Source organism: Bacillus sp. CH_70, from assembly GCF_038007045.1.
Lineage (GTDB): Bacteria > Bacillota > Bacilli > Bacillales > Bacillaceae_G > Bacillus_A > Bacillus_A cereus.
The window spans coordinates 4,325,505-4,347,951 of sequence record NZ_JBBOWL010000001.1; the positions used below are offsets into that span (position 1 = coordinate 4,325,505).

Consider the following 22,447-nt stretch of genomic DNA (forward strand, 5'->3'; position numbering starts at 1 on the left):
CTTTTATTTTACTTTCTCTGTTAAAGGCAAGATAAACACTTCCACACGTCTATTCTTTGCCTTTCCTTCTTGTGTATCGTTTGGAGCAATTGAACGGTATTCCCCGTATCCAATCGCACTAAATTTTTCTGGTTGTAATTCTTTATTTTGCAGTAATACTTGCATAAAATTAACTGCCCGCTGCGTACTTAATTCCCAATTCGACGCAAACTGCGCATTGGCAATAGGGACATTATCCGTATGACCCGATACTGTAATTTCACGAGGTGACGCTGAAACAAGTAAGCTAGACATCTCTTTCGCAATCCCTAAAGATTCTAATTTCACATCTGCTTTCCCCGAATCAAACAGTATATTTTCTAATATTGTCACCATTAATCCCTTTTCAGTTAATTTAGTTTGAAAAGAAGAGGATAATTGTTTTTCATTAATATATTGATCAATCTTTTTTTGTAATGCTTTCAATTCATCCATCTCTTTTTTTTCTTTAGCTCTAGCTTCTTCTTGTTTTTTTGCTTGTTCTGCCTCAAGGCTACTTGCTGATAATTCTTTTTCCTCATTTGGCTTTTGATCACTTAAAAATTCTTTGTTACCTGTTCCCCCAGCTAATTCACTTCGAAAAGCAACTGCCATCTGTTTAAACTTCGCAGCATCTATACTACTCATTGCGAATAAAACGATAAACAATGCAAATAACAACGTTAACATATCAGAATATGGAATTAACCACGTTTCATCGATATGCTCATCATGTTTTTTCTTTTTGCCTCTTCTATTTTTCTTACTCCGCATTTTTTTCTGCTCCTTTTTCTAGCTTTTTACGCTCAGTTGCAGAAAGTGCACCTAAAATGCGGTTCTTCATAATAAACGGATATGTACCTTCTTGTAACATTAATAAACAATCAATGATTAAACGTTTTTTCTCAATTTCAGCTGAAGATTTTTGCTTTAACTTATTTGCAAATGGATGCCATAATACATAACCTGAAAAAATACCAAAAATCGTTGCAATAAACGCACCCGAAATAGCATGACCTAACTTTTCAATATCAGTTAAGTTACCAAGCGCAGCTACAAGACCGATAACAGCACCTAAAACTCCTAATGTCGGTGCATACGTACCAGCTTGTGAAAAAATAGCAGCTCCCTTTGCATGTCTTTCTTCAATTGCCTCTAATTCAGATTCCAAAATCTGCTCTAAATCTTCTGCGGATACGCCATCAATCACAAATTTCATACCGCGCAAAAGAAATTCATCTTGAATTTTGTCTAATTGTTGCTCTAAAGACAAAATACCGTATTTTCTACTTTCAGATGTCCAATGAACAAATAATTCTAGCAACTGTTCATAACTTAAATCCTTTTTATTTGAACCAAAAAGAACTTTAAATAGTTTTGGAACCCTTTTTAGTTGATTCATCGGAAATGCAATACATACTGCAGCAAATGTACCGATAAAAATAATTAATGCTGCGGCAGGATTTAATAAGGCTGTTACGTCAGCGCCCTTGACGACCATCCCTACTACCACTGCTAAAAATCCTAAAACAAGTCCAATAATTGTTGCAAAATCCATTCCCATTCACTCCTAGTCTATACAAGAAGTTCTTTATTCTCGATAATCGCTACATCTTCTTATGTATATATATTACATAAAAAATGCAATTCATGAAAGATAAGAAATGAATTATATAAAAAAATACTACAAATTCACACATTTTCTGACATTTTCTTTGCATTTCTATTACGTTATGACTCTTATATTCCTTTTCCAACAAACTAGACTTATAATAAAAAAACGATACACATTTTATTAAGAAGGGACTGTGATTACAAGGCATTATGAAAAAGATAATAATTATTTCTGCCACTACTATTGTAATCGGTATCACATCTTTCACTTACTTTGGTTCTAAATCACCACTACATAATGAAGCGAAAGCTGTCGAAAGTCAAAAACATACTAACCACCCAAAAGAAGAGATTCCTGCTTTTCCAAAAGCTGATCATAATGCAAAGAAAATAGACAATGACTTTTCAGTTGTAACAAATCCAAAATCTAATCTTGTCTTAATTAATAAACATCGAAAACTACCAGATGGATACATTCCTGAAGACTTAACGAGACCAAACGTACCATTTGCTAGTCCAAAAGATAAAGAAAAAACATTGCTACGCAAAGATGCTGCAGAGGCACTTGAAAACATGTTCAAAGCTGCGAAAAAAGAAGGGCTTGATCTTACAGCTGTATCTGGTTATCGTTCATACAAACGCCAAAAATCGTTGCATGATACATACGTTAGGCGTCAAGGAAAAGCTGAGGCTAATTCAGTAAGCGCAATTCCTGGTACGAGTGAACACCAAACGGGTTTAGCAATGGATATTAGTTCAAAAACAGCTAAATTTCAATTAGAGCCTATTTTCGGGGAGACAGCAGAAGGAAAATGGGTCGCGGAACACGCTCATGAATTCGGCTTTGTCATTCGTTACTTAGAAGATAAAACAGATACAACAGAATATGCATATGAACCATGGCACTTACGCTACGTTGGTAATCCATACGCTACATACCTATATAAACATCACTTAACATTAGAAGAAGCGATGGAAGACAAAAAATAAGAGAGCAAATTGCTCTCTTATTTTTCTTTCACTCTATCATTGTAGTAATTTCTTCTTCCATTCTTCAGGCCATGGTTCGCCTCTTCCTGTTTTTTTCGACGCTTGAACCATCATTCCACGACCTACTAAACAAACCTCTCCTTCTGCATTCTTCACCATATAATGTAGATCTAAAGAAGAGTTCCCAACCGATCCTGCCTTTACATACACCTTCAACTGTTCATCAAAATATATTTGCTTAATAAAATTACATTGTAAATCCGCAACAACGATCATCGTTTCTGATGATGCATGTGTCCACTCTTGCATAAATCCAAGTTCTTTAAACAACGCGATACGAGCTTCTTCAAAATAAGTAAAAGCAACGACATTATTTACATGTCCAAACATATCTACTTCACCAAAACGAACCTTTACAGGATTGTAAAATGAAAAACCACTTTCCCATTTCTCGAAGTCTTCAATATAAGAAATTCTCTTCAACGCTATCTCCCCTTCCTGCCAAAAAAACAGAATAAACTGAAAAATGAAGTTATAAATATTGCCCCTTCAAGATGAAGAGGCAATATTTATTAATAGTTATTATCGCTACCAAAGAAATCTTTGAACGATTGAATTGTTGTATCACGGTTTAATGCCGCAATTGAAGTTGTTAAAGGAATACCCTTCGGACATGATTGCACACAGTTTTGAGAGTTACCACAGTTTGCTAGTCCTCCATCTCCCATAATTGCACGTAAGCGATCTGCTTTATGCATTTCACCCGTTGGATGTGAGTTGAATAAACGAGCTTGTGATAACGGCGCTGGTCCAATAAAGTCAGACTTACTGTTTACGTTTGGACATGATTCTAAGCAAACACCACATGTCATACATTTTGAAAGCTCATAAGCCCATTGACGCTTTTTCTCAGGCATTCTTGGTCCTGGACCTAAGTCATACGTACCATCAATTGGAATCCAAGCTTTAACGCGTTTTAGAGCATTAAACATGCGACTGCGATCAACTTGTAAATCACGTACAACTGGGAATGTCTTCATCGGCTTTAAGCGAATTGGCTGTTCTAATTGGTCAATAAGAGCCGTACATGATTGACGTGGCTTTCCGTTAATAACCATCGAACATGCACCGCATACTTCCTCTAAGCAGTTCATATCCCATGCGATCGGAGTTGTTTGGTTTCCTTTTGAATCAACAGGATTACGACGAATTTCCATAAGCGCCGAAATAATATTCATATTAGGACGATATGGAATTTCAAACTCTTGGTCAAACTCTTGTGCATCTGGTCCATCTTGTCTCGTAATGATGAGGCGGATTGTTTTCTCAGACATGTTGTTTATCCCCCTTCTCTTCACCCTTAGCAGCTACATCATGTTTTGAAGAATAATCACGTTTACGTGGTTTAATTAATGAAACATCAACGTCTTCGTAATGGAATGCTGGTGCATTTCCTTCTCCTTCAAATTTTGCCATAGTAGTTTTTAAGAAGTTTGCATCATCACGATTTGGGAATTCAGGTTTGTAATGCGCCCCGCGGCTCTCATTACGGTTATATGCGCCAATTGTAATAACACGTGCTAACTCAAACATATTTGCAAGTTGACGTGTAAATGAAGCACCTTGGTTACTCCATCTCGCTGTATCGTTAATGTTAATACGTTTGTAACGATCCATTAACTCTTCAATTTTCGCATCTGTTTCTAATAACTTTTTATTTTCACGAACTACTGTAACGTTATCTGTCATCCATTCTCCAAGCTCTTTATGAAGAACATATGCATTTTCATTACCATCCATCGTTAAAATATTGTTAAATTTCTCTGTTTCGATTAATTCATTTTGCTCATATACAGTAGATGAAACAGCATCTGATGATTTAGAAAGACCTTTCATATATTCAATTGCGTTTGGTCCTGCTACCATACCACCGTAAATTGCTGATAATAGTGAGTTTGCACCAAGGCGGTTACCACCGTGCATAGAATAATCACACTCACCTGCTGCAAATAAACCTGGAATACTAGTCATTTGCTTATAGTCAACCCATAGTCCACCCATTGAATAGTGAACAGCTGGGAAGATTTTCATTGGTAGTTTACGAGGATCATCCCCTGTAAATTTCTCATAGATTTCAATAATTCCACCAAGTTTAATATCTAGTTCTTTCGGATCTTTATGAGAAAGATCTAAGTACACCATGTTTTCACCGTTAATACCTAGTTTTTGCTCTACGCAAACATCAAAGATTTCACGCGTTGCGATATCACGAGGTACAAGGTTTCCGTAAGCCGGATATTTTTCTTCTAAGAAGTACCATGGTTTACCATCTTTATATGTCCAAACACGTCCACCTTCACCACGTGCAGATTCACTCATAAGACGTAATTTATCGTCTCCAGGAATTGCCGTTGGGTGAATTTGAATGAACTCACCATTTGCATAATATGCACCTTGTTGATATACAGCAGAAGCTGCTGTACCTGTATTAATAATGGAGTTTGTTGATTTTCCGAAAATGATACCAGGGCCCCCTGTTGCCATAATCACGGCATCAGCTCCGAAACTTTTAATCTCCATAGTTTGTAAGTCTTGTGCAACGATTCCTCGGCACACACCTTCATCATCAACAACAGCTCGTAAGAAATCCCAGCCTTCATATTTCGTTACAAGTCCTGCTACTTCGTGACGACGTACTTGCTCATCTAATGCGTAAAGTAATTGCTGTCCAGTTGTTGCACCAGCAAATGCTGTACGGTGATGTTGCGTTCCACCAAATCGACGGAAATCAAGAAGTCCTTCTTCCGTACGGTTGAACATAACACCCATACGGTCCATTAAATGAATGATACCAGGTGCTGCTTCACACATTGCTTTAACTGGTGGTTGGTTCGCTAAGAAGTCCCCACCATAAATTGTATCGTCAAAGTGGATCCATGGAGAATCCCCTTCACCTTTCGTATTTACGGCACCGTTAATTCCGCCCTGAGCACATACAGAATGTGAACGTTTTACTGGTACTAAAGAAAACAGTTCAACATTTACTCCTGCTTCTGCCGCTTTAATCGTTGCCATTAAGCCAGCCAAGCCACCGCCGACTACTATAAGTTTCCCTTTCATGCTCTCCCACTCCTTACTGATTTGCTAGCTGTGGATCGATGAACGCTAATAATGCACTCACACCTACATAAGATAGACCTAAGAAAATAGCTAATGTTACATAAGTAGAGATTCTTTGTGAACGTGGAGATACTGTAATTCCCCAGCTGATGCAGAATGTCCATAGTCCATTTGCAAAGTGGAAAATTGTTGAAACAACACCAACTAAGTAGAATGCAAACATAGCTGGATTGTTTAAAATATCTGCCATCATATCATAGTTTACCTCTTTACCTAACATTGCTTGAATACGAGTTTCCCAGACGTGCCAAGAAATGAAAATCAGCGTAACGATACCTGAAATTCTTTGGAAAACGAACATCCAGTTACGGAAATAACCGTAAGAAACCGCATTGTTCTTAGCTGTAAATGCAATATATAAGCCATATATAGCATGGTACAGTATCGGTAAAAAGATGATGAAAATTTCTAGCGCATACCGGAATGGAAGGAGCTCCATAAAGCCTGCAGCTTTGTTAAAAGCCTCTGCTCCTCTTGTTGCAAAGTTGTTTACAATTAGATGTTGCGTCAAAAAGACACCAACCGGGATGACCCCCATTAATGAGTGCCACTTACGAAACGTATACTCGCGGCCTTTCATGTCCCCATTACCCCCTTGAATGTTTGACTGCTGTTTTCAGATTAATTTATAACAATAATGTTTTTTCACTATTGGCATAAGAAAAACTGAAAAAATTATTCGAAATATTTCAGCATAATTTGATAACAAGTTCATTTTACCCCTATTTTTGTCGAAGCGTCAAGAAAACGTATACATAATTTGCATATAATTTGGCAATTCTTTTTTTCTTCTTAGATATTCAGATTTCCCTAAAGAAAAATCTGTTTTTATAAATGAAAAATGTTATATAATAATCCCTATAGAAAGAGGGGAATATTGTGAGTAAAAATACAATCGATATAACATCTTTAGAAGATGTTTCATTGAACGCCTTCGCTTATGAATTGCTACGTGAAGAATTACTACCTGATTTAATCGGCAACGATTTAGATGGTATTTTATACTGGTCTGGTAGAAACCTTGCAAGAAAATATCCGCTAGAAACAATTGAAGAAGTCATTCAGTTCTTTGAAAAAGCTGGCTGGGGCACTTTAAGCATTATTGAACATAAGCGTCGTGAAATGCAGTTCCAACTTAAAGGCACACTCATTGCAGAACGTCAAAAACAAAAACGACATTCTTCTTATCAACTAGAAGCTGGATTCATCGCTGAACAAATTCAAAAGCAACGGAACGTCGTTGCAGAGTCATACGAAGAAAAGAAAAAACGTTCTGACTCTATTACATTTCTTGTAAAATGGGATATAAAAGATCTCATTGAAGTGTAAGCATTACCTACAGTCAACTAGACATATCAGTTTAGTTGACTTTTTTGTATTTTCATTCAGATGCATTTATTTTAAATCTTCAGAAATTATACCAAAAAACAGAAGACGTTGTAAACTACAACGTCTTCTTATCTGTTAAATACGTATAAATCGTCTCCGCGACATTTTTCGGCATACCCGCTTCGACAAATTCCTCTATAGAAGCTTCTTTCATCTTCTTTAATGAACCAAAATGTTTTAACAATACCTTTTTCCGTTTATCACCTATTCCTGGAATGTCATCCAATGCTGATTGAATGACAGATTTCCCATGTAATTGACGATGGAATGTAATCGCAAATCGATGCACCTCATCTTGAATACGCTGCAATAAATAAAATTCTTGGCTATTTCTCTCAAGCATCACAGGTTCCGGTGGGTCCCCAATAATTAAATGGGAGGTTTTATGTTTATCATCTTTCACAAGACCTGCCATCGGAATATATAATCCGAGCTCATTCTCTAGAATATCACTTGCAGCCGCTAGATGGCCTTTTCCTCCATCAATAATAATCAAATCAGGTAAAGGTGAATTTTCTTTAAGGGCCCTTGTATAACGGCGCCTCACAACTTCTCTCATAGACTCATAATCGTCTGGTCCTTGAACCGTTTTAATTTTATATTTTCGATACTCTTTCTTCGCCGGTTTCCCATCGATAAAAGCAATCATTGCAGAAACAGGATTTGTTCCTTGAATATTTGAGTTATCAAACGCTTCAATACGATACGGCGTTTCAATCCCAAGCTGCTTCCCTAAATGATCTACTGCTTTAATCGTTCGTTCTTCATCACGTTCAATTAAGTAAAACTTCTCTTCAAGAGCAATTTTCGCGTTTTTATTTGCTAATTCTACAAGGTCTTTTTTCTTACCACGTTTCGGCTGTGTCGCTTCTACTTCTAAAAAGCGCTCTACTAATTCCGAGTCTATACTTCCTGGAACGACAATTTCCTTCGGCTTAAAATGACTACTGTTTTCATAAAATTGGCCGATAAACGTTAAAAAGCCCTCTTCTGGTTCATCGTAAATTGGAAACATAGAAACATCACGTTCAATTAGCTTTCCTTTTCGAACGAAGAAAACTTGAACACACATCCATCCTTTATCCACTGCATATCCAAACACATCACGATCCACTAAGTCACTCATAATCATCTTTTGTTTTTCCATAATCGCATCAATATGAGCAATTTGATCACGCAACTCTTTTGCACGTTCAAACTCTAGTTTCTCTGAGGCCTCATACATTTTTACTTCTAATTCTGAACGAACTTCTTTATGTCCACCATTTAAAAACTTAATAATTTCATCTACAATTTCTTTATTTTGTTCTTCCGTCACTTCTTTCACACACGGCGCTAAGCATTGACCCATATGATAATACAAACAAACTTTATCTGGCATATTCGTACATTTCCGAAGTGGATACATACGATCTAGCAGTTTTTTCGTTTCATGAGCAGATTGTGCATTTGGATAAGGACCAAAATACTTTCCTTTATCCTTTTTTACATTTCGAGTAATGAGTAAGCGCGGTTGCTTCTCCGCCGTAATTTTAATAAAAGGATATGTTTTATCATCTTTTAATTGAATATTATATTTCGGATCATATTTTTTAATTAGATTTAACTCTAAAATAAGTGCTTCTAAATTCGAAGAGGTTACAATATATTCAAAATCAACAATTTCTCCTACAAGCCGCAGTGTTTTCCCATCATGTGAACCAGTAAAGTACGAGCGCACACGATTTTTAAGCACTTTTGCCTTTCCAACATATATAACCGTTCCTTGCTTATCTTTCATCAAATAACAACCAGGTTGATCTGGTAAAATAGCCAACTTCTCTTTCAAATGTTCGTGCACTCGTCTCCCTCCATTTCTACATACTTAGCATTTTTATTTTCCCTTGAAAACATACTATGCTCAAACACCCAACATACGTTCTTTTATTGTAACGGAAAGACTGTAAAAAAGAAAATAAAAAAAGCTACCAACTGGTAGCTTTTTTTATTTTAGAAATGTTTAGAAACTAATTCTACTAACGCTTCTTTCGGTTTGTAACCTAACGTTTGATCAACTACTTTACCGTCTTTTAATACGAAAAGAGCTGGAATGCTCATTACTTCGAATTGACGAGCAGTTTCTTGGTTCTCATCAACATCTACTTTTACTACTTTTACTTTTTCGCCTAGTTCTGCATCGATCTCCTCTAATACAGGAGCGATCATTTTACAAGGTCCACACCAAGGTGCCCAGAAATCTAATAATACAACACCTTCGCTAGTTTCAGCTGCGAAGCTTTGGTCATTTGCGTTTACAATTGCCATTTTATTTCCTCCTTCAAGTATATTCTACCAAGAGTATATCATTAACTTATATACGTGGCGAATAATATGTATCGTTATGTATTGTAACAAAAAAATGTTCCTTTATACTATATAAAAATATGGATTAAATACTAAAAAGATGAGAGACAGGGGATCTCTCACCTTTTTCTATATATAGGGGTACTTCACTTGGAACTCAAGGGTACTTAAATCATGAATGTACTTTTAACTTTTTAAACTCTTCTGTTAAAAGAGGTACAACTTCGAACAAGTCACCAACAATACCGTAGTCAGCTACTTTGAAGATACTTGCTTCTGGATCTTTATTAATCGCAACGATTATTTTTGAGTTAGACATACCTGCTAAATGCTGAATCGCACCAGAAATACCACATGCAATGTATAAGTCTGGCGTAACAACTTTACCAGTTTGACCAATTTGTAATGAGTACTCACAGTATTCAGCGTCACAAGCACCACGAGATGCCCCAACAGCGCCGCCTAGTACGTCAGCTAACTCTTTTAATGGTTTAAATCCTTCTTCACTCTTCACACCGCGTCCGCCAGCGATAATAACTTTCGCTTCAGAAAGATCCACACCTTCTGCTGTTTTACGGACAACATCTTGAATAATTGTACGTAAATCTTTCACATCAACTGTAATAGAAGATACGTCACCGCTGCGAGACTCATCTTTTTCCAGAGTTGCAATGTTATTTGGACGCACTGTCGCAAATAAGATGCCGTCTGTTACAATCTTCTTCTCGAATGCTTTACCAGAGTAAATTGGACGAGTGAAGATAACATTTCCACCTTCAACCTCTAAAGCAGTTACGTCAGAAACTAAACCAGCTTCAAGCTTCGCTGCTAATTTTGGTGATAAATCTTTACCAAGTGCCGTATGTCCAAAGACAATACCTTCTGGATTTTCTTCAGCATGTACAGCTAAAAACGCTTGTGCATAACCATCAGATGTATATGATTTTAATTTATCATTTTCAACTGTCACAACGCGATCTGCACCGTAATGAATCAATTCATTTGCAAAAGAGGCAACGCTGTCTCCAATTAGAAGACCTACTACTTCACCGCCTTCTGCAATTGTTTTTGCTGCTGCTACCGCTTCAAACGAAACGTTACGTAGCGATCCATCACGAACTTCACCCATTACTAATACTTTACGAGCCATAGATTTTCCCTCCTGCATATATAATTTCGTATTTTATTAGATTACTTTCGCTTCTGTATGGAGCAACGATACAAGTTCTTTTACTTGATCTTGCAGCTCGCCTTGTAACACTTTTCCTGCATCTTTCTTAGGAGGCAAATAGATTTCAATTGTTTTTGTCTTTGCTTCCACATCATCTTCTTCTAAATCTAAATCATCTAATTCTAATTCTTCTAGTGGCTTTTTCTTCGCTTTCATAATACCTGGAAGCGATGGGTAACGAGGTTCATTTAAACCTTGCTGTGCTGTTACTAAAACTGGTAATGAAGTTGCAATCACTTCTGTATCACCTTCAACATCACGCTCAATCTTCACATTTGTACCGTCAATTTCAAGTTTTGTAATTGTCGTTACATATGGAATATTTAACGCTTCAGCTACGCGTGGCCCTACTTGTCCAGATGCACCATCAATTGCAACGTTTCCGCCTAAAATTAAATCTGCATCTTTATCTTTTAAATACTCAGCAAGTACTTTTGCTGTCGTGAACTGGTCACCATTTTCTACATCATCTTCAATATTAATTAATACCGCTTTATCACAGCCCATTGCTAATGCAGTACGAAGTTCTTTCTCACTATCTTCGCCACCGACTGTTACAACTGTAACTTCTCCACCTTGTGCGTCTCTTACTTGAATTGCTTCTTCAATTGCATATTCATCGTAAGGGTTGATGATGAATTCCGCTTCGCCATCGTAAATTGCACCGTTTTTAATTACGATTTTTTCTTCTGTATCAAATGTTCGTTTCATGAGTACGTAGATGTTCATTCCATTTACCCCCTTGTTTTTCAGAAAGATTCTATCAATTTTAATTTTCTGTTAATTTATATTAAAAAAATAATTGAACTACCTGCCACTAAATGAAGGTTTACGCTTTTCTAAAAATGCGGCTACACCTTCTCTTCCATCTTCACTCGTAAATACTTCACCAAAAATTTGTGATTCACGTTGTACACCTTCATAGTAATGAGACGATTTTGTCGTTTGCAATAACTCTAGTACAGCACGAGTTGTTGCTGGACTTTTTCCAGCAATTTGTTTTGCAACTTTAAGCGTATCATCTAAAAATGATTCTTCAGAGAACAATCCGTTAACAAGTCCCCACTTTAATGCTTCTGCACCAGTAATTGGTGTACTTGTTAACATCATTTCACAAGCTTTCGCTTTCCCAACATAACGTGGTAAGCGCTGTGTACCTGCAAAGCCAGGAATTAATCCAAGTGTTAATTCAGGTAAACCAAGTTTTGCACTTTCAGTTGCAAAGCGCATGTGGCAAGACATAGCAAACTCAAGGCCGCCGCCCAGTGCCGCTCCATGAATTGCCGCAATAACTGGTTTTGAACATTTTTCAACACGCTCAAACGTAACTTGTCCAAGCTGTGCTAATTCTGTTGCTTGCTTCGCTTCAGTAACAGATGTAAATTCTTTAATATCTGCTCCTGCTGAGAAGAAACGTCCTTCACCGTGAATAACAACAACACGAATGTTATCATCCTTTTCCACTTGATCAATTAATTCAGTAACGTCATGCATAACTTGTGAAGACATCGCATTCGCTGGTGCGTGATTTAACGTCGCCACCGCGATATGATCTTCAACTCTTACAGATAGGAATTTCAACATGATCCCTCCCATTATTGACGATAACCACAAGCTGCAATAAGTAGCCCGTGTACCGTTTTTGAAAGTGCGACCAGATCATACTTATGATCGCTCATTACCCAATTGGTCACAACTTCATCTACTGTTCCAAAGATCATTTGTCTTGCCACGCGAACATTTAAATCTGCTTGAAATTCACCTTGTTTTATACCAGTCTCTAAAATCTCATCCATAACTTGTAAGTAGCCTTTTAATACTTCATTTATTTTAAGGCGCAAGTCTTGATTGGACTGCCTTAGCTCTAATTGCGTAACGATAGCAAGCGGATCATTTTGCGACAACAGCAAGAAGTGCGTTTCTACCAACATGAATAACTTCGATACAGCGCTTTCAATTCCTGCTGTTTTTTGACGAATTGTTTCGACAAATTCTCCCATCTTCTCTTGGAATAAGGATATTAATATATCTTCTTTATTTTTAAAATATAAATAAATCGTGCCATCAGCTACCCCAGCTTGCTTTGCGATTTTAGAAACTTGCGCTTGGTGGTACCCATTCTCCGCAATCACAATGACTGCCGCATCAATAATTTGATTGTATTTCGGTCTATTTTTCTTCACTTTACTGTCTCCTTCAAGAAGATGACTGAATGAATAGTCATTCATATTCTTATAATACTGACTATTTAGAAAAGTGTCAATCCTATTTTTTCAAAAAGAAAGGGCCTTAGCCCGTTTGCTCATCCTCATTCTTTCTCTTCTCTTCATCTATTAGAACACGGCGCAAAATTTTCCCTACTGTCGTTTTCGGCAATTCATCTCTAAACTCATATACTTTCGGAACTTTATAAGCCGCTAAATATTTACGTGCAAACTGATTTAATTCTTCCTCAGAGCATTCCGTACCTTCTTTTAACACAACAAATGCTTTAACTGTCTCTCCTCGGTACGGATCTGGAACTCCAATTGTCACTACTTCTTGCACTTTTTCATGCTCATATAATACTTCTTCAACTTCACGAGGATACACATTAAATCCACTCGCGACAATCATATCTTTCTTGCGATCTTTTACATAGAAGAATCCATCTTCATCCATGTAGCCAACATCACCTGTATGGAGCCAGCCATCTTGCAATACAGCCGCTGTTTCCTCTGGCTTATTCCAATATCCTTTCATAATTTGAGGGCCTTTCACTACAATTTCACCTATTTCTCCTGGCGGTAATGCCTCACCAGTTTCAAGCGACATAATGATTGCTTCTGTATCTGGCCACGGAACTCCGATGCTACCTGGCACTCGCTTTTCCCATAAAAAATTACTATGTGTAACCGGAGAGGATTCTGTTAAACCATATCCCTCTACTAGTTTACCACCTGTAACTTTTTCGAACTTTTCCTGTACTTCTACTGGCAGTGGTGCTGATCCACTAATACAAGCACGAATAGAAGAAATATCGTATTCTTTTAAAAGCGGACTATTTAAAAGAGCGATATAAATAGTTGGTGCCCCTGGAAACAATGTCACTTTATGCTTCTTAATCGCTTCAAAAACCATTTTCATATCAAACTTTGGAATAAGGACCATTTTGTATCCTTGCATAATACTTAAATTCATAACAGCTGTCATACCATAAACATGGAAAAATGGAAGAACCCCAAGAACGACTTCTTCTCCTTCTTTGCAATTATATAACCATTGAACTCCCATTAACGTGTTAGAGACGAGGTTTTTATGCGTTAACATAACTCCTTTCGGAAATCCGGTTGTTCCTCCTGTGTACTGTAAAAGAGCTAGATCATTTTCAGGATCACAAGGCACCTCAACATTCGTATTCACTTCTTTTTCTACTGAATTCCAAAGATGAATCGTTTCACTCTCTGATACTTTCACAACTAAATTCGACTGTTTTTTCTGCACAAATGGATACAATAGATTTTTAGGGAATGGTAAAAAGTCTGCAATACGAGTTACGATAATATGCTCAATTTTTGTAGCAGATTGAACATTCGTTACTCTTGGAAACACTAAATCGAGACAAAGAATTACTTTTGCTCCCGAGTCATGAAGCTGATATTCTAATTCCCTTTCTGTATACAGTGGATTGGTTTGTACTACGATACCTCCCGCAAGTAATGTACCGTAATAACCAATTACAGCTTGCGGACAATTCGGCAACATAATAGCAACTCGATCACCCTTTTCCACACCGAGCTTTTGAAGATAATTTGCAAACCGCTTCACCTTATCATGGAAGTCCGAAAACGTAATATCCTTCCCTAAAAAGTGAAGCGCTTTCTTTTCTGGGTAGCGAGAAGCCATCTGTTCTACATATCTATGAAGCGGCTGAATATCATAAGAAATCGTACTCGGAATTTCCTCTGGATAACTTTTCAACCATGGTTTTTCCACCTTCATTCCCCCTTCAAATACATAAAAAATAAATGAATGTTCATTCATGATGGTTATTTTCATTATATTATAGTCACCATAGCGTTACAATCATAATATTCTGACTTTTGTATAACTATGCTTTACTTCATTAACTTCTTATTATATGTAGAAACTCTCTTACTCTTAAAAGAGTAAGAGAGTTTGTCATTAACTTAATCTTATAATTGTTAATACCGCTCCTGGGGTAGTTGTTGATAATGTCGCAACAGCTAACAAACCAAATAATTGCAAACTAATTGCACTCCCCGCCGCAAGAGTCGTAATAATTGTCGCACTAAATGATGTCGTTGCTAATGCAGGAGAATTAATAGTCCCAGCAAGCGGTGCCCCATTAATTGTAATTCGTGAACTAACTAATAATGAAGCCGTTATATTAATTGAATATGAAATATAATAATTCCCTGCATTTGCAGCCGTAAATACTGTGTTCCCCCCAGACACTGTAATACCTGGACCAATATTCTGATTGTTTGGAAGCGGGACATTTGTTCCACCTAGTAGTACCGATATTGCTGTACCCGACGTATTATTTGCAAATGCGTATGTTGCCGTTATACTTGTGCCTGTTGCTCCTGTTGGACCTGTATCGCCTGTTGCTCCTGTCGCCCCCGTTGGACCCGTTGCTCCTGTTGGGCCTGTTGCTCCTGTTGGACCTGTGTCGCCTGTTACTCCTGTTGCCCCCGTTGGACCTGTTGCTCCTGTTGGGCCTGTTGCTCCTGTTGGACCTGTTGCTCCTGTTGGGCCTGTTGGGCCTGTTGCTCCTGTTGCTCCTGTTGGACCCGTTGCCCCTGTTATTCCTGTCGCTCCCGTTGGGCCTGTTGCTCCTGTTGGGCCTGTTGCTCCTGTTGGACCCGTTGCCCCTGTATCGCCTGTTACTCCCGTCGCTCCCGTTGGGCCTGTTGCTCCTGTTATTCCTGTCGCTCCTGTTGGACCCGTTGCCCCTGTATCGCCTGTTACTCCTGTCGCCCCCGTTGGGCCTGTGCCACCTGTTGCCCCCGTCGGACCGGTTGGACCAACCTTAGGAACTGTCCCATCGCAACTAAAACAGCATGAATCAACATGTACACCATTTTGATTATTACACCCACAATATCCATTTACGTTATTGCTCCATGAAGACATGTTGATCACTTCCTTTACATGCAATCTTTTAAGTACAATCACCGAGTTAGAAAACATCTATCTAAATAACAAAGAAATACTTTACCTATTAGGGATAAACACAGGTTTATTCCATACATTCTAGTAATTATTACATGCGATTCTCACTCCTTTTGCTTGTACTTTCGCCCCATCTCCACAGATTATTAACCATACACATTACACTTTCGTACAGCCAAGTTCCCATTTAAACTTTTCACATTCGCCAATCTTTTTAGTAAAGAGACTTACTCTCCATAAAGTGAAACTTTAATCAGCCCGACTCCCACCTAACTTCTTTGCTCCATCCAAATTTTGAGATGTGAATCTTACAGCCGGGCAAATAACGGGATAAATAACGACTATAATATATAAAAATTCATATAATTTGTTATTTTTCGTCAAAATTTTAAAAATATATTGACACTTAAAATACCCTCATAGTATGATTTGGGTGTTGTAATTGATAACCATTTTCACTTATGGTGCTAGTTACAAAAAACACTTAATTTGGGGGCAGAAGATGAAGAAAATTCTCAGTATTTTCATAGTAGTTCTTCTATTCGCTGTTGGATGCGGACAGCAAAAAGAGGAGAAAAAAGAAACAAAAGCGGACAATAAAAATCAAGCTATAACAATTAAACACGCTGAAGGGGAAACGAAGTTAGATAAACCAGCGAAAAAAGTAGTTGTACTTGAGTGGGTATATTCAGAAGACTTATTAGCACTTGGTGTTCAGCCAGTAGGGATGGCAGACATTAAGAATTATAATAAATGGGTAAATACAAAAACAAAACCAAGTAAAGATGTTGTAGATGTAGGGACACGTCAACAACCAAACTTAGAAGAAATTAGCCGTTTAAAACCAGACTTAATTATCACAGCTTCATTCCGTGGTAAAGCAATTAAAAATGAATTAGAGCAAATTGCACCAACAGTTATGTTTGATCCATCAACAAGCAATAACGATCACTTTGCTGAAATGACAGAAACATTTAAACAAATTGCAAAAGCAGTTGGAAAAGAAGAAGAAGGTAAAAAAGTATTAGCTGATATGGATAAAGCATTCGCTGATGCAAAAGCAAAAATTGAGAAAGCAGACTTAAAAGATAAAAACATCGCAATGGCACAAGCATTTACTGCTAAAAACGTACCAACGTTCCGTATCTTAACTGACAATTCTTTAGCTTTACAAGTTACAAAAAAACTAGGTTTAACAAATACTTTTGAAGCAGGAAAATCTGAGCCAGATGGTTTTAAACAAACAACTGTAGAATCATTACAAAGTGTACAAGATTCAAACTTCATTTACATTGTAGCGGATGAAGATAACATTTTTGACACGCAACTAAAAGGCAACCCTGCTTGGGAAGAATTAAAGTTCAAAAAAGAAAACAAAATATATAAATTAAAAGGCGACACTTGGATTTTCGGTGGTCCTGAGTCTGCAACATCTTTAGCAACACAAGTAGCAGATGTAATGACAGCGAAGAAGTGATTAAGCGATGAATAGCCTACAACATACACTTCGAGCAAGTTTTGTATTCGGAGGAGGAGCAGCTCTCTTGCTCCTCCTTTTCTTTATTCATATCGGACAAGGTCAAGCAAACATTTCCTATAGTATGATTATTGATGCTCTTATCTCACCGAACCAATCGCTAGAACATCAAACTTTAATCATGCTTCGATTACCTAGAGCTGTAATTGCCATTTTAGCTGGAGGTGCTCTTGCTGCATCTGGGGTTATTTTACAAACGTTAACGAAAAATCCACTTGCTGAATCCAGTACAATGGGTATTCACTCTGGTGCATATTTCTTTCTAGTAGCGGCTACAATTTTCTTACCGAAAGGTTTACAAATTAATTCTCTTCTGTTCACATTTATCGGCGGTGCTATTATTGCTTTATTTGTATACCGTATTTCTGGTGGAAAAAAGGGAACCCCACTCAGAATGGCATTAGCTGGTATGGTCGTTACATTAATGCTCTCTGCCTTTACCGGAACGATGCAGCTTTTCTATGAAAATGAAACAGCTGGTTTATTTTTATGGGGAGCTGGATCTCTTATTCAAAATAACTGGGATGGCGTTCAATTTGCTTTTCCATTTATCATTATTTCTTTCCTAGTTTTACTATTTATATCTCGTAAACTCAACATTCTCTTATTTGGTGATGATGTTGCTGTTTCTCTTGGTGAAAAAACAGCAGTAACACGTCTTATCGCCTTCATTGCTGCAATCTTTTTAACAGCAGTAATTGTTACTGTTGTTGGACCAATTGGATTTGTCGGCTTAGTTGCACCTCATTTAATGCGCCTTATCGGATACCGTCAACACTTTACTCTTCTTCTCTCTTCTTTCTTATGGGGGGCAGTATTATTGCTTGGAGCAGATGTTGTCGGTAGATTAATAGATCCAACCGGTGCAGAACTTCCTGTTGGGGCAGTCACAGCAATGATTGGATCTCCTTGGCTTATTTACTTAGTTTATCGAATGATGAAGTCGAAACAATATATGAATGATAACGGTGCGAATGCAGCTGGAGCTAGTTCCCGCTATTACTCTTATAAAAAGGTAATCATTATATCTATCACACTTTGTATTGTGACGATTGCTCTTGGTGTTACAATCGGTAGTAACGCTTATATCGAAAGCATTACAAATGTTATATCAGGTCAATTAACACAATTTGACAAAAACATGATGATGAATCTTCGATTACCAAGAATGCTCGTTGCCGCTATTGCTGGTGCATGCCTTGCAATAAGTGGGCTTGTTTTCCAAGGTATATTACGAAACCCACTTGCCGATCCTTCTATTATTGGTATTTCATCGGGAGCTGGTGTCGGTGCTTTAACTGTTATGTATGTCTTTCCTGCACTTCCTGGTTTCTTCCTACCAATTGGTGCATTTATTGGTGGACTACTTGCAGTAGGAATTGTCCTCTTCTTCTCATGGAAATCAGGGTTTAGCCCCACAGCTCTTGCTTTAATAGGGATTGGTATTTCTGCACTTGGCTCAGCAATTATTCAAATCTTTATCGTTAGAGCCAATTTGAATGTTGCCGCTGCTTTAACATGGTTATCTGGCAGTACGTATGCAAGAGGGTGGAATCACTTAGAAAATATCATTCTATATCCATCTCTAATTCTTGTATTCATTATCTTTTTCTTAATAAAACAACTTGACGTTCTCGTACTGGGAGACGATCTAGCAACTGGACTTGGGCAACCAGTAAATAAAACACGTCTTGCTCTAATTGTGCTAGCGACACTACTTGCATCAGTAAATATCGCTGCTGTCGGTACAATTGCCTTTTTAGGCCTTGTCGCACCTCACTTAGCAAGAATTGTTGTTGGTATGAACCATCAAAGACTATTCGTTTGTTCAGCACTATTTGGAGCAATCCTTCTTTCTGTTGCTGACTTACTTGGACGTACAATCGCATATCCGAAAGAAATCCCTTCTGGCCTTGTCGTCGCTGTACTTGGAGCGCCTTATTTCTTATGGTTGATGAGGAAGAGTGGGAAGAAGGTTAATTAAAAGACGGCTTCGTTTTAGAAGCCTCCTTTTTATATACTAAATAAAGTGAAACTTTAATTAGTGGGGGGTTCTTCATCCCCACTGATTATTAACCCAAACCAATTGGGCTTTTATGAGCAGTAGATCTCCCACCCAACTTCTTTGCTCCAGCCGAATCTTGAGGTGGGAATTTTACTGCAGGTGAATAGCGGGATAAATTACTCTGATCTCACTAATTTCACAGATTTAGTCCCTCCCATAAACTCATGATGTACAGTTAATGTGTTCTCCTCAAGTTTCAAATCAACCTTCTGTTTTCTTTCTCCCATTAAAAATACAAGCTCTATGGAAATAATCCCTTGGTCCACACTTAATATTCGAAAGTCTCCTATAGTAGTCCCTTTCCCAAAAATATTATGTTCCATAAATTCTCCGCCTGTTTTCTCACTATTAATAGATTCTATTTCCAACCCAACTGGCCTGTCTGTACTTTCTGATGACATCCAAGACCCCTTTAACTTTCCAATATCAGCCTCTTTTTTCTTTTCATTTTTTAACTCTTCCTCTTTTTTCTTAACTTCTGCTTGTTGAGTTAGTAAGCCATCTATTTGCTTATTCAGCTCTTCGGCCCGTTGATTTTCCGAAATAAATTGTTGATTTTGGCCAGTATCGTTAACAATTTTATTTACTATCCCTTTAGCCTCTTCATACTTTTTATCATTCTTTAACTTCTCTGCCTTTTCCAATTGACCTATATATTGACCTTTTAACTCTTTATGCTCTATGAGCGAATCTTTTTGTTCTTTCGCTTGACTTTGAAGGATTGCGGAACCATCTTTCATCTTTTCTACTTCTTGAAACAAACCTATTGCTTGTTCTATATTTCCACTCGATTTCTCTTTTATCGAACTTATCATCTTAGTAGTTTGGTCTTTTAATACCTTTGCTTCTTTATCATCCTTTTTCTCTTCTAATGCTAGCTCAAATGATGCTACTGCCGTGTCATATTCTTTACTCGCTAACGCCAATTTCCCTTGATCCATTGCTTTTTTATAGGTTTCATTGCTACACCCTACCATTAAAAATAAAATTATGATTCCTAAAATCAATCTTTTCATAATATCCCCCTAAATTAATATAATTCTATATACACTCAATAGTATCATAAAATTTATATATAAAATTTTAAATACCATCATTAAAACATAAAGGGAACTTGTCATTTCTTCTCGAACTTAATCTATGAACATAAGTAGAGGGGGATAACAATAATGTACCAAACAATTGAAGGCTTCTTGCAATCATGGACATACGAAGCAGAGTCTACTCAGAAAATGCTTGATTCATTAACCGATGCATCTTTATCACGGGAAATTGCACCTGAACATTGGACTTTAGGAAGAGTTGCTTGGCATATCGTGACAGCAATTCCTGTTATACTATCTGGCACAGGGCTAAAGTTTGAAGGAGAAACGAAAGATTATCCTGTTCCAACTTCTGCAAAAAAAATTGCAGATGAATACCGTAAAGTAAACGCGGCTTTTGTTGAAACACTTCAAAGTAAATGGACTGATAAAGACTTAGCTACTATTAATGACTTCTTTGGTCGCCCTATGCCGAATTCTATATTTTTAATGACACTCATTAATCATCAAAATCACCACCGCGGACAAATGACGGTTTTAATGCGACAAGCTGGCTTAACAGTTCCTGGCGTATATGGCCCCGCAAAAGAAGAATGGGCTGCGGCTGGAATGGAAGCTCCTAAAATGTAACGACAAAAAAGACAAGATGTTTACATATCTTGTCTTTTTCTGTAACTTGTTTCATGTGAAACTATTTTTTAAAAATGGTTGTTTTATGGAAAAGATAGGTTAAAATGAATACATATTACGAAGAGGAGTAACCAAATTGAATACAAAAAATAAAAAAATAGCTATGGGAACTATTTTACTAACTTCTCTTATTGGAGTTATTAGTGTATCTCTTTATTTCACCTATTATGGTACCCCTTGGGGAAAACAAGTAGCAATTACGGAATCAAAAGAATATATTACAAAATATTTTAATCTAGATGCAGAAGTCAAAAACACTTCTTACGATGCTAAAATGAATAGCTATGCAATCTCCTTTGAAACAAGTACCGACGGCGAGTTTACTATCGAATATAAAAGTCCTAATAACTTTAACATTTCTCCAGAAGTGCAAAAGTATTTAAGCACACACTCTAAATTTACAGAGTAGTAACGAAGCGTACATATACAAAAAAGAGTTGGTGTAACGCCAACTCTTTTTTGTATATTCTTATCATACAGTTATATCTTCCTTCTCTATATTTTTAATGCCGTAATATGCAATCACAACTCCAATTGCTGCAAGTGCTAGTTGAAGGGGAAGAAAAGTTGCTGTAGAAAACGCTGGGTTGGTATTCATTGCAATTGATACAACGATAAGAGACGAAACAATTGTAGCTGGCACTGAACGTTTACGCATTCCGAAATATATTGGGATTAAACTTATTCCCGCAGTGGCAATGGCTAAAGGAACCAGTTTTATTCCTTCTTGCGTCAATTGCTCTACTGTAAATGGATTAGGAAGAATTGAAAAATAGCTATCTATCCCAAAGAAAACTCCTACTACTAAAATGTTAGATACAATAACTGTTATAAATGTTAATGTTGCTGTAATAACCAACTTACTAATCATCATTTTCTTCCGATTAATAGGATAAGAAAACATAAGTAGTATTGTTTTGTTTTTATATTCACCAATTATTAACCTTGCGATTAACACACTACCAAAAATAATAAATGTTGCTCTTACTAATGTACTAGCCGTTAACAACATCATCTGTGGATCCCTTATTTCCGGATCCCCTTCTACTTGAGCAACGATGCTCGTAAAGATCATTAATGCCAGTATAGCGATATTTGCAATAATCGCTCTCCTTACATACCATCCAAGCTTAAACTTCTTCATTTCTAGCTTCATAAGACGTAGCATG

The 22,447-nt window shown here is 37.2% G+C and carries 22 protein-coding genes; 6 read left to right on the top strand and 16 right to left on the bottom strand.

Annotated features, from left to right (window positions below; translation table 11 throughout):
• Positions 1-3 precede the first annotated feature (3 nt).
• Positions 4-792 (bottom strand): flagellar motor protein MotB, encoded by a 789-nt coding sequence (motB, locus tag N2V79_RS22090; RefSeq protein ID WP_001256741.1) that lies wholly within the window; start codon positions 790-792, stop codon positions 4-6.
• Complete coding sequence (motA, locus tag N2V79_RS22095; RefSeq protein ID WP_000344862.1) at positions 782-1,576, bottom strand: flagellar motor stator protein MotA; 795 nt, start codon at positions 1,574-1,576, stop codon at positions 782-784. The genes motB and motA overlap by 11 nt, the downstream gene beginning before the upstream one ends.
• A 266-nt stretch (positions 1,577-1,842) precedes the next feature.
• Between motA and N2V79_RS22100 the strand changes: the two genes are divergently transcribed.
• A complete protein-coding gene (locus N2V79_RS22100) occupies positions 1,843-2,622 on the top strand; it encodes a M15 family metallopeptidase (protein WP_071729561.1) in 780 nt (259 codons plus the stop codon).
• Positions 2,623-2,658: 36 nt separating this feature from the next.
• On the opposite strand, the gene N2V79_RS22105 is transcribed toward N2V79_RS22100, so the two are convergent.
• From N2V79_RS22105 to sdhC, 4 genes are all read right to left on the bottom strand, one after another.
• Positions 2,659-3,105, bottom strand: coding sequence for an acyl-CoA thioesterase (locus N2V79_RS22105; RefSeq protein ID WP_000822727.1), 447 nt, complete (start codon positions 3,103-3,105; stop codon positions 2,659-2,661).
• Between the two features lie 89 nt (positions 3,106-3,194).
• The gene (gene sdhB / locus N2V79_RS22110) at positions 3,195-3,956 is read right to left on the bottom strand and encodes a succinate dehydrogenase iron-sulfur subunit (protein WP_001291830.1); all 762 of its coding nucleotides are present in this window, start codon (positions 3,954-3,956) and stop codon (positions 3,195-3,197) included.
• Complete coding sequence (sdhA, locus tag N2V79_RS22115) at positions 3,949-5,742, bottom strand: succinate dehydrogenase flavoprotein subunit (RefSeq protein WP_000676743.1); 1,794 nt, start codon at positions 5,740-5,742, stop codon at positions 3,949-3,951. Before sdhA ends, sdhB begins: the two co-directional genes overlap by 8 nt.
• 13 nt (positions 5,743-5,755) lie before the next feature.
• Positions 5,756-6,382: a succinate dehydrogenase cytochrome B558 gene (gene sdhC, locus N2V79_RS22120; protein ID WP_000678354.1), complete on the bottom strand. Its 627-nt coding sequence runs from the start codon at positions 6,380-6,382 to the stop codon at positions 5,756-5,758.
• 299 nt (positions 6,383-6,681) lie between these two features.
• Here sdhC and N2V79_RS22125 point away from each other — a divergent pair, with 299 nt between their 5' ends.
• Positions 6,682-7,131, top strand: a complete 450-nt coding sequence (locus N2V79_RS22125; protein WP_000042214.1) for a YslB family protein — start codon at positions 6,682-6,684, stop codon at positions 7,129-7,131.
• Between the two features lie 115 nt (positions 7,132-7,246).
• On the opposite strand, the gene uvrC is transcribed toward N2V79_RS22125, so the two are convergent.
• From uvrC to N2V79_RS22165, 8 genes are all read right to left on the bottom strand, one after another.
• Positions 7,247-9,031, bottom strand: coding sequence for an excinuclease ABC subunit C (uvrC, locus tag N2V79_RS22130; RefSeq protein WP_000544300.1), 1,785 nt, complete (start codon positions 9,029-9,031; stop codon positions 7,247-7,249).
• 149 nt (positions 9,032-9,180) lie between these two features.
• Entirely contained in the window at positions 9,181-9,495 is a 315-nt protein-coding gene (gene trxA / locus N2V79_RS22135; RefSeq protein WP_001018944.1) for a thioredoxin, read from the bottom strand.
• Between the two features lie 211 nt (positions 9,496-9,706).
• On the bottom strand, positions 9,707-10,684 hold the full coding sequence (gene etfA, locus N2V79_RS22140) for an electron transfer flavoprotein subunit alpha (RefSeq protein ID WP_000101946.1): 978 nt from the start codon (positions 10,682-10,684) through the stop codon (positions 9,707-9,709).
• A 36-nt stretch (positions 10,685-10,720) separates the two neighbouring features.
• On the bottom strand, positions 10,721-11,494 hold the full coding sequence (etfB, locus tag N2V79_RS22145) for an electron transfer flavoprotein subunit beta (protein ID WP_001029028.1): 774 nt from the start codon (positions 11,492-11,494) through the stop codon (positions 10,721-10,723).
• Positions 11,495-11,572: 78 nt separating this feature from the next.
• Positions 11,573-12,349, bottom strand: a complete 777-nt coding sequence (locus N2V79_RS22150) for an enoyl-CoA hydratase (protein ID WP_000911291.1) — start codon at positions 12,347-12,349, stop codon at positions 11,573-11,575.
• A gap of 11 nt (positions 12,350-12,360) precedes the next feature.
• Complete coding sequence (locus tag N2V79_RS22155; RefSeq protein ID WP_000742223.1) at positions 12,361-12,948, bottom strand: TetR/AcrR family transcriptional regulator; 588 nt, start codon at positions 12,946-12,948, stop codon at positions 12,361-12,363.
• Positions 12,949-13,054: 106 nt separating this feature from the next.
• Entirely contained in the window at positions 13,055-14,740 is a 1,686-nt protein-coding gene (locus N2V79_RS22160; protein ID WP_000414744.1) for a long-chain-fatty-acid--CoA ligase, read from the bottom strand.
• Between the two features lie 189 nt (positions 14,741-14,929).
• A complete protein-coding gene (locus tag N2V79_RS22165; RefSeq protein WP_340720216.1) occupies positions 14,930-15,904 on the bottom strand; it encodes a BclA C-terminal domain-containing protein in 975 nt (324 codons plus the stop codon).
• A gap of 541 nt (positions 15,905-16,445) precedes the next feature.
• On the opposite strand from N2V79_RS22165, the gene N2V79_RS22170 reads away from it, so the two are divergent.
• Entirely contained in the window at positions 16,446-17,420 is a 975-nt protein-coding gene (locus N2V79_RS22170) for an ABC transporter substrate-binding protein (protein ID WP_340720217.1), read from the top strand.
• A gap of 7 nt (positions 17,421-17,427) precedes the next feature.
• Positions 17,428-19,464: a Fe(3+)-hydroxamate ABC transporter permease FhuB gene (gene fhuB / locus N2V79_RS22175; protein WP_340720218.1), complete on the top strand. Its 2,037-nt coding sequence runs from the start codon at positions 17,428-17,430 to the stop codon at positions 19,462-19,464.
• Between the two features lie 197 nt (positions 19,465-19,661).
• On the opposite strand, the gene N2V79_RS22180 is transcribed toward fhuB, so the two are convergent.
• Entirely contained in the window at positions 19,662-20,561 is a 900-nt protein-coding gene (locus tag N2V79_RS22180; protein ID WP_025709896.1) for a hypothetical protein, read from the bottom strand.
• Positions 20,562-20,714: 153 nt separating this feature from the next.
• Between N2V79_RS22180 and N2V79_RS22185 the strand changes: the two genes are divergently transcribed.
• Together N2V79_RS22185 and N2V79_RS22190 are read left to right on the top strand one after the other, a co-directional pair.
• A complete protein-coding gene (locus tag N2V79_RS22185) occupies positions 20,715-21,218 on the top strand; it encodes a DinB family protein (protein ID WP_069356269.1) in 504 nt (167 codons plus the stop codon).
• A gap of 136 nt (positions 21,219-21,354) precedes the next feature.
• A complete protein-coding gene (locus N2V79_RS22190; protein ID WP_197242800.1) occupies positions 21,355-21,687 on the top strand; it encodes a YfjL-like protein in 333 nt (110 codons plus the stop codon).
• Positions 21,688-21,750: 63 nt separating this feature from the next.
• Here N2V79_RS22190 and N2V79_RS22195 read toward each other — a convergent pair whose 3' ends face one another.
• On the bottom strand, positions 21,751-22,446 hold the full coding sequence (locus tag N2V79_RS22195; protein WP_197242802.1) for an ABC transporter permease: 696 nt from the start codon (positions 22,444-22,446) through the stop codon (positions 21,751-21,753).
• Position 22,447 lies beyond the last annotated feature (1 nt).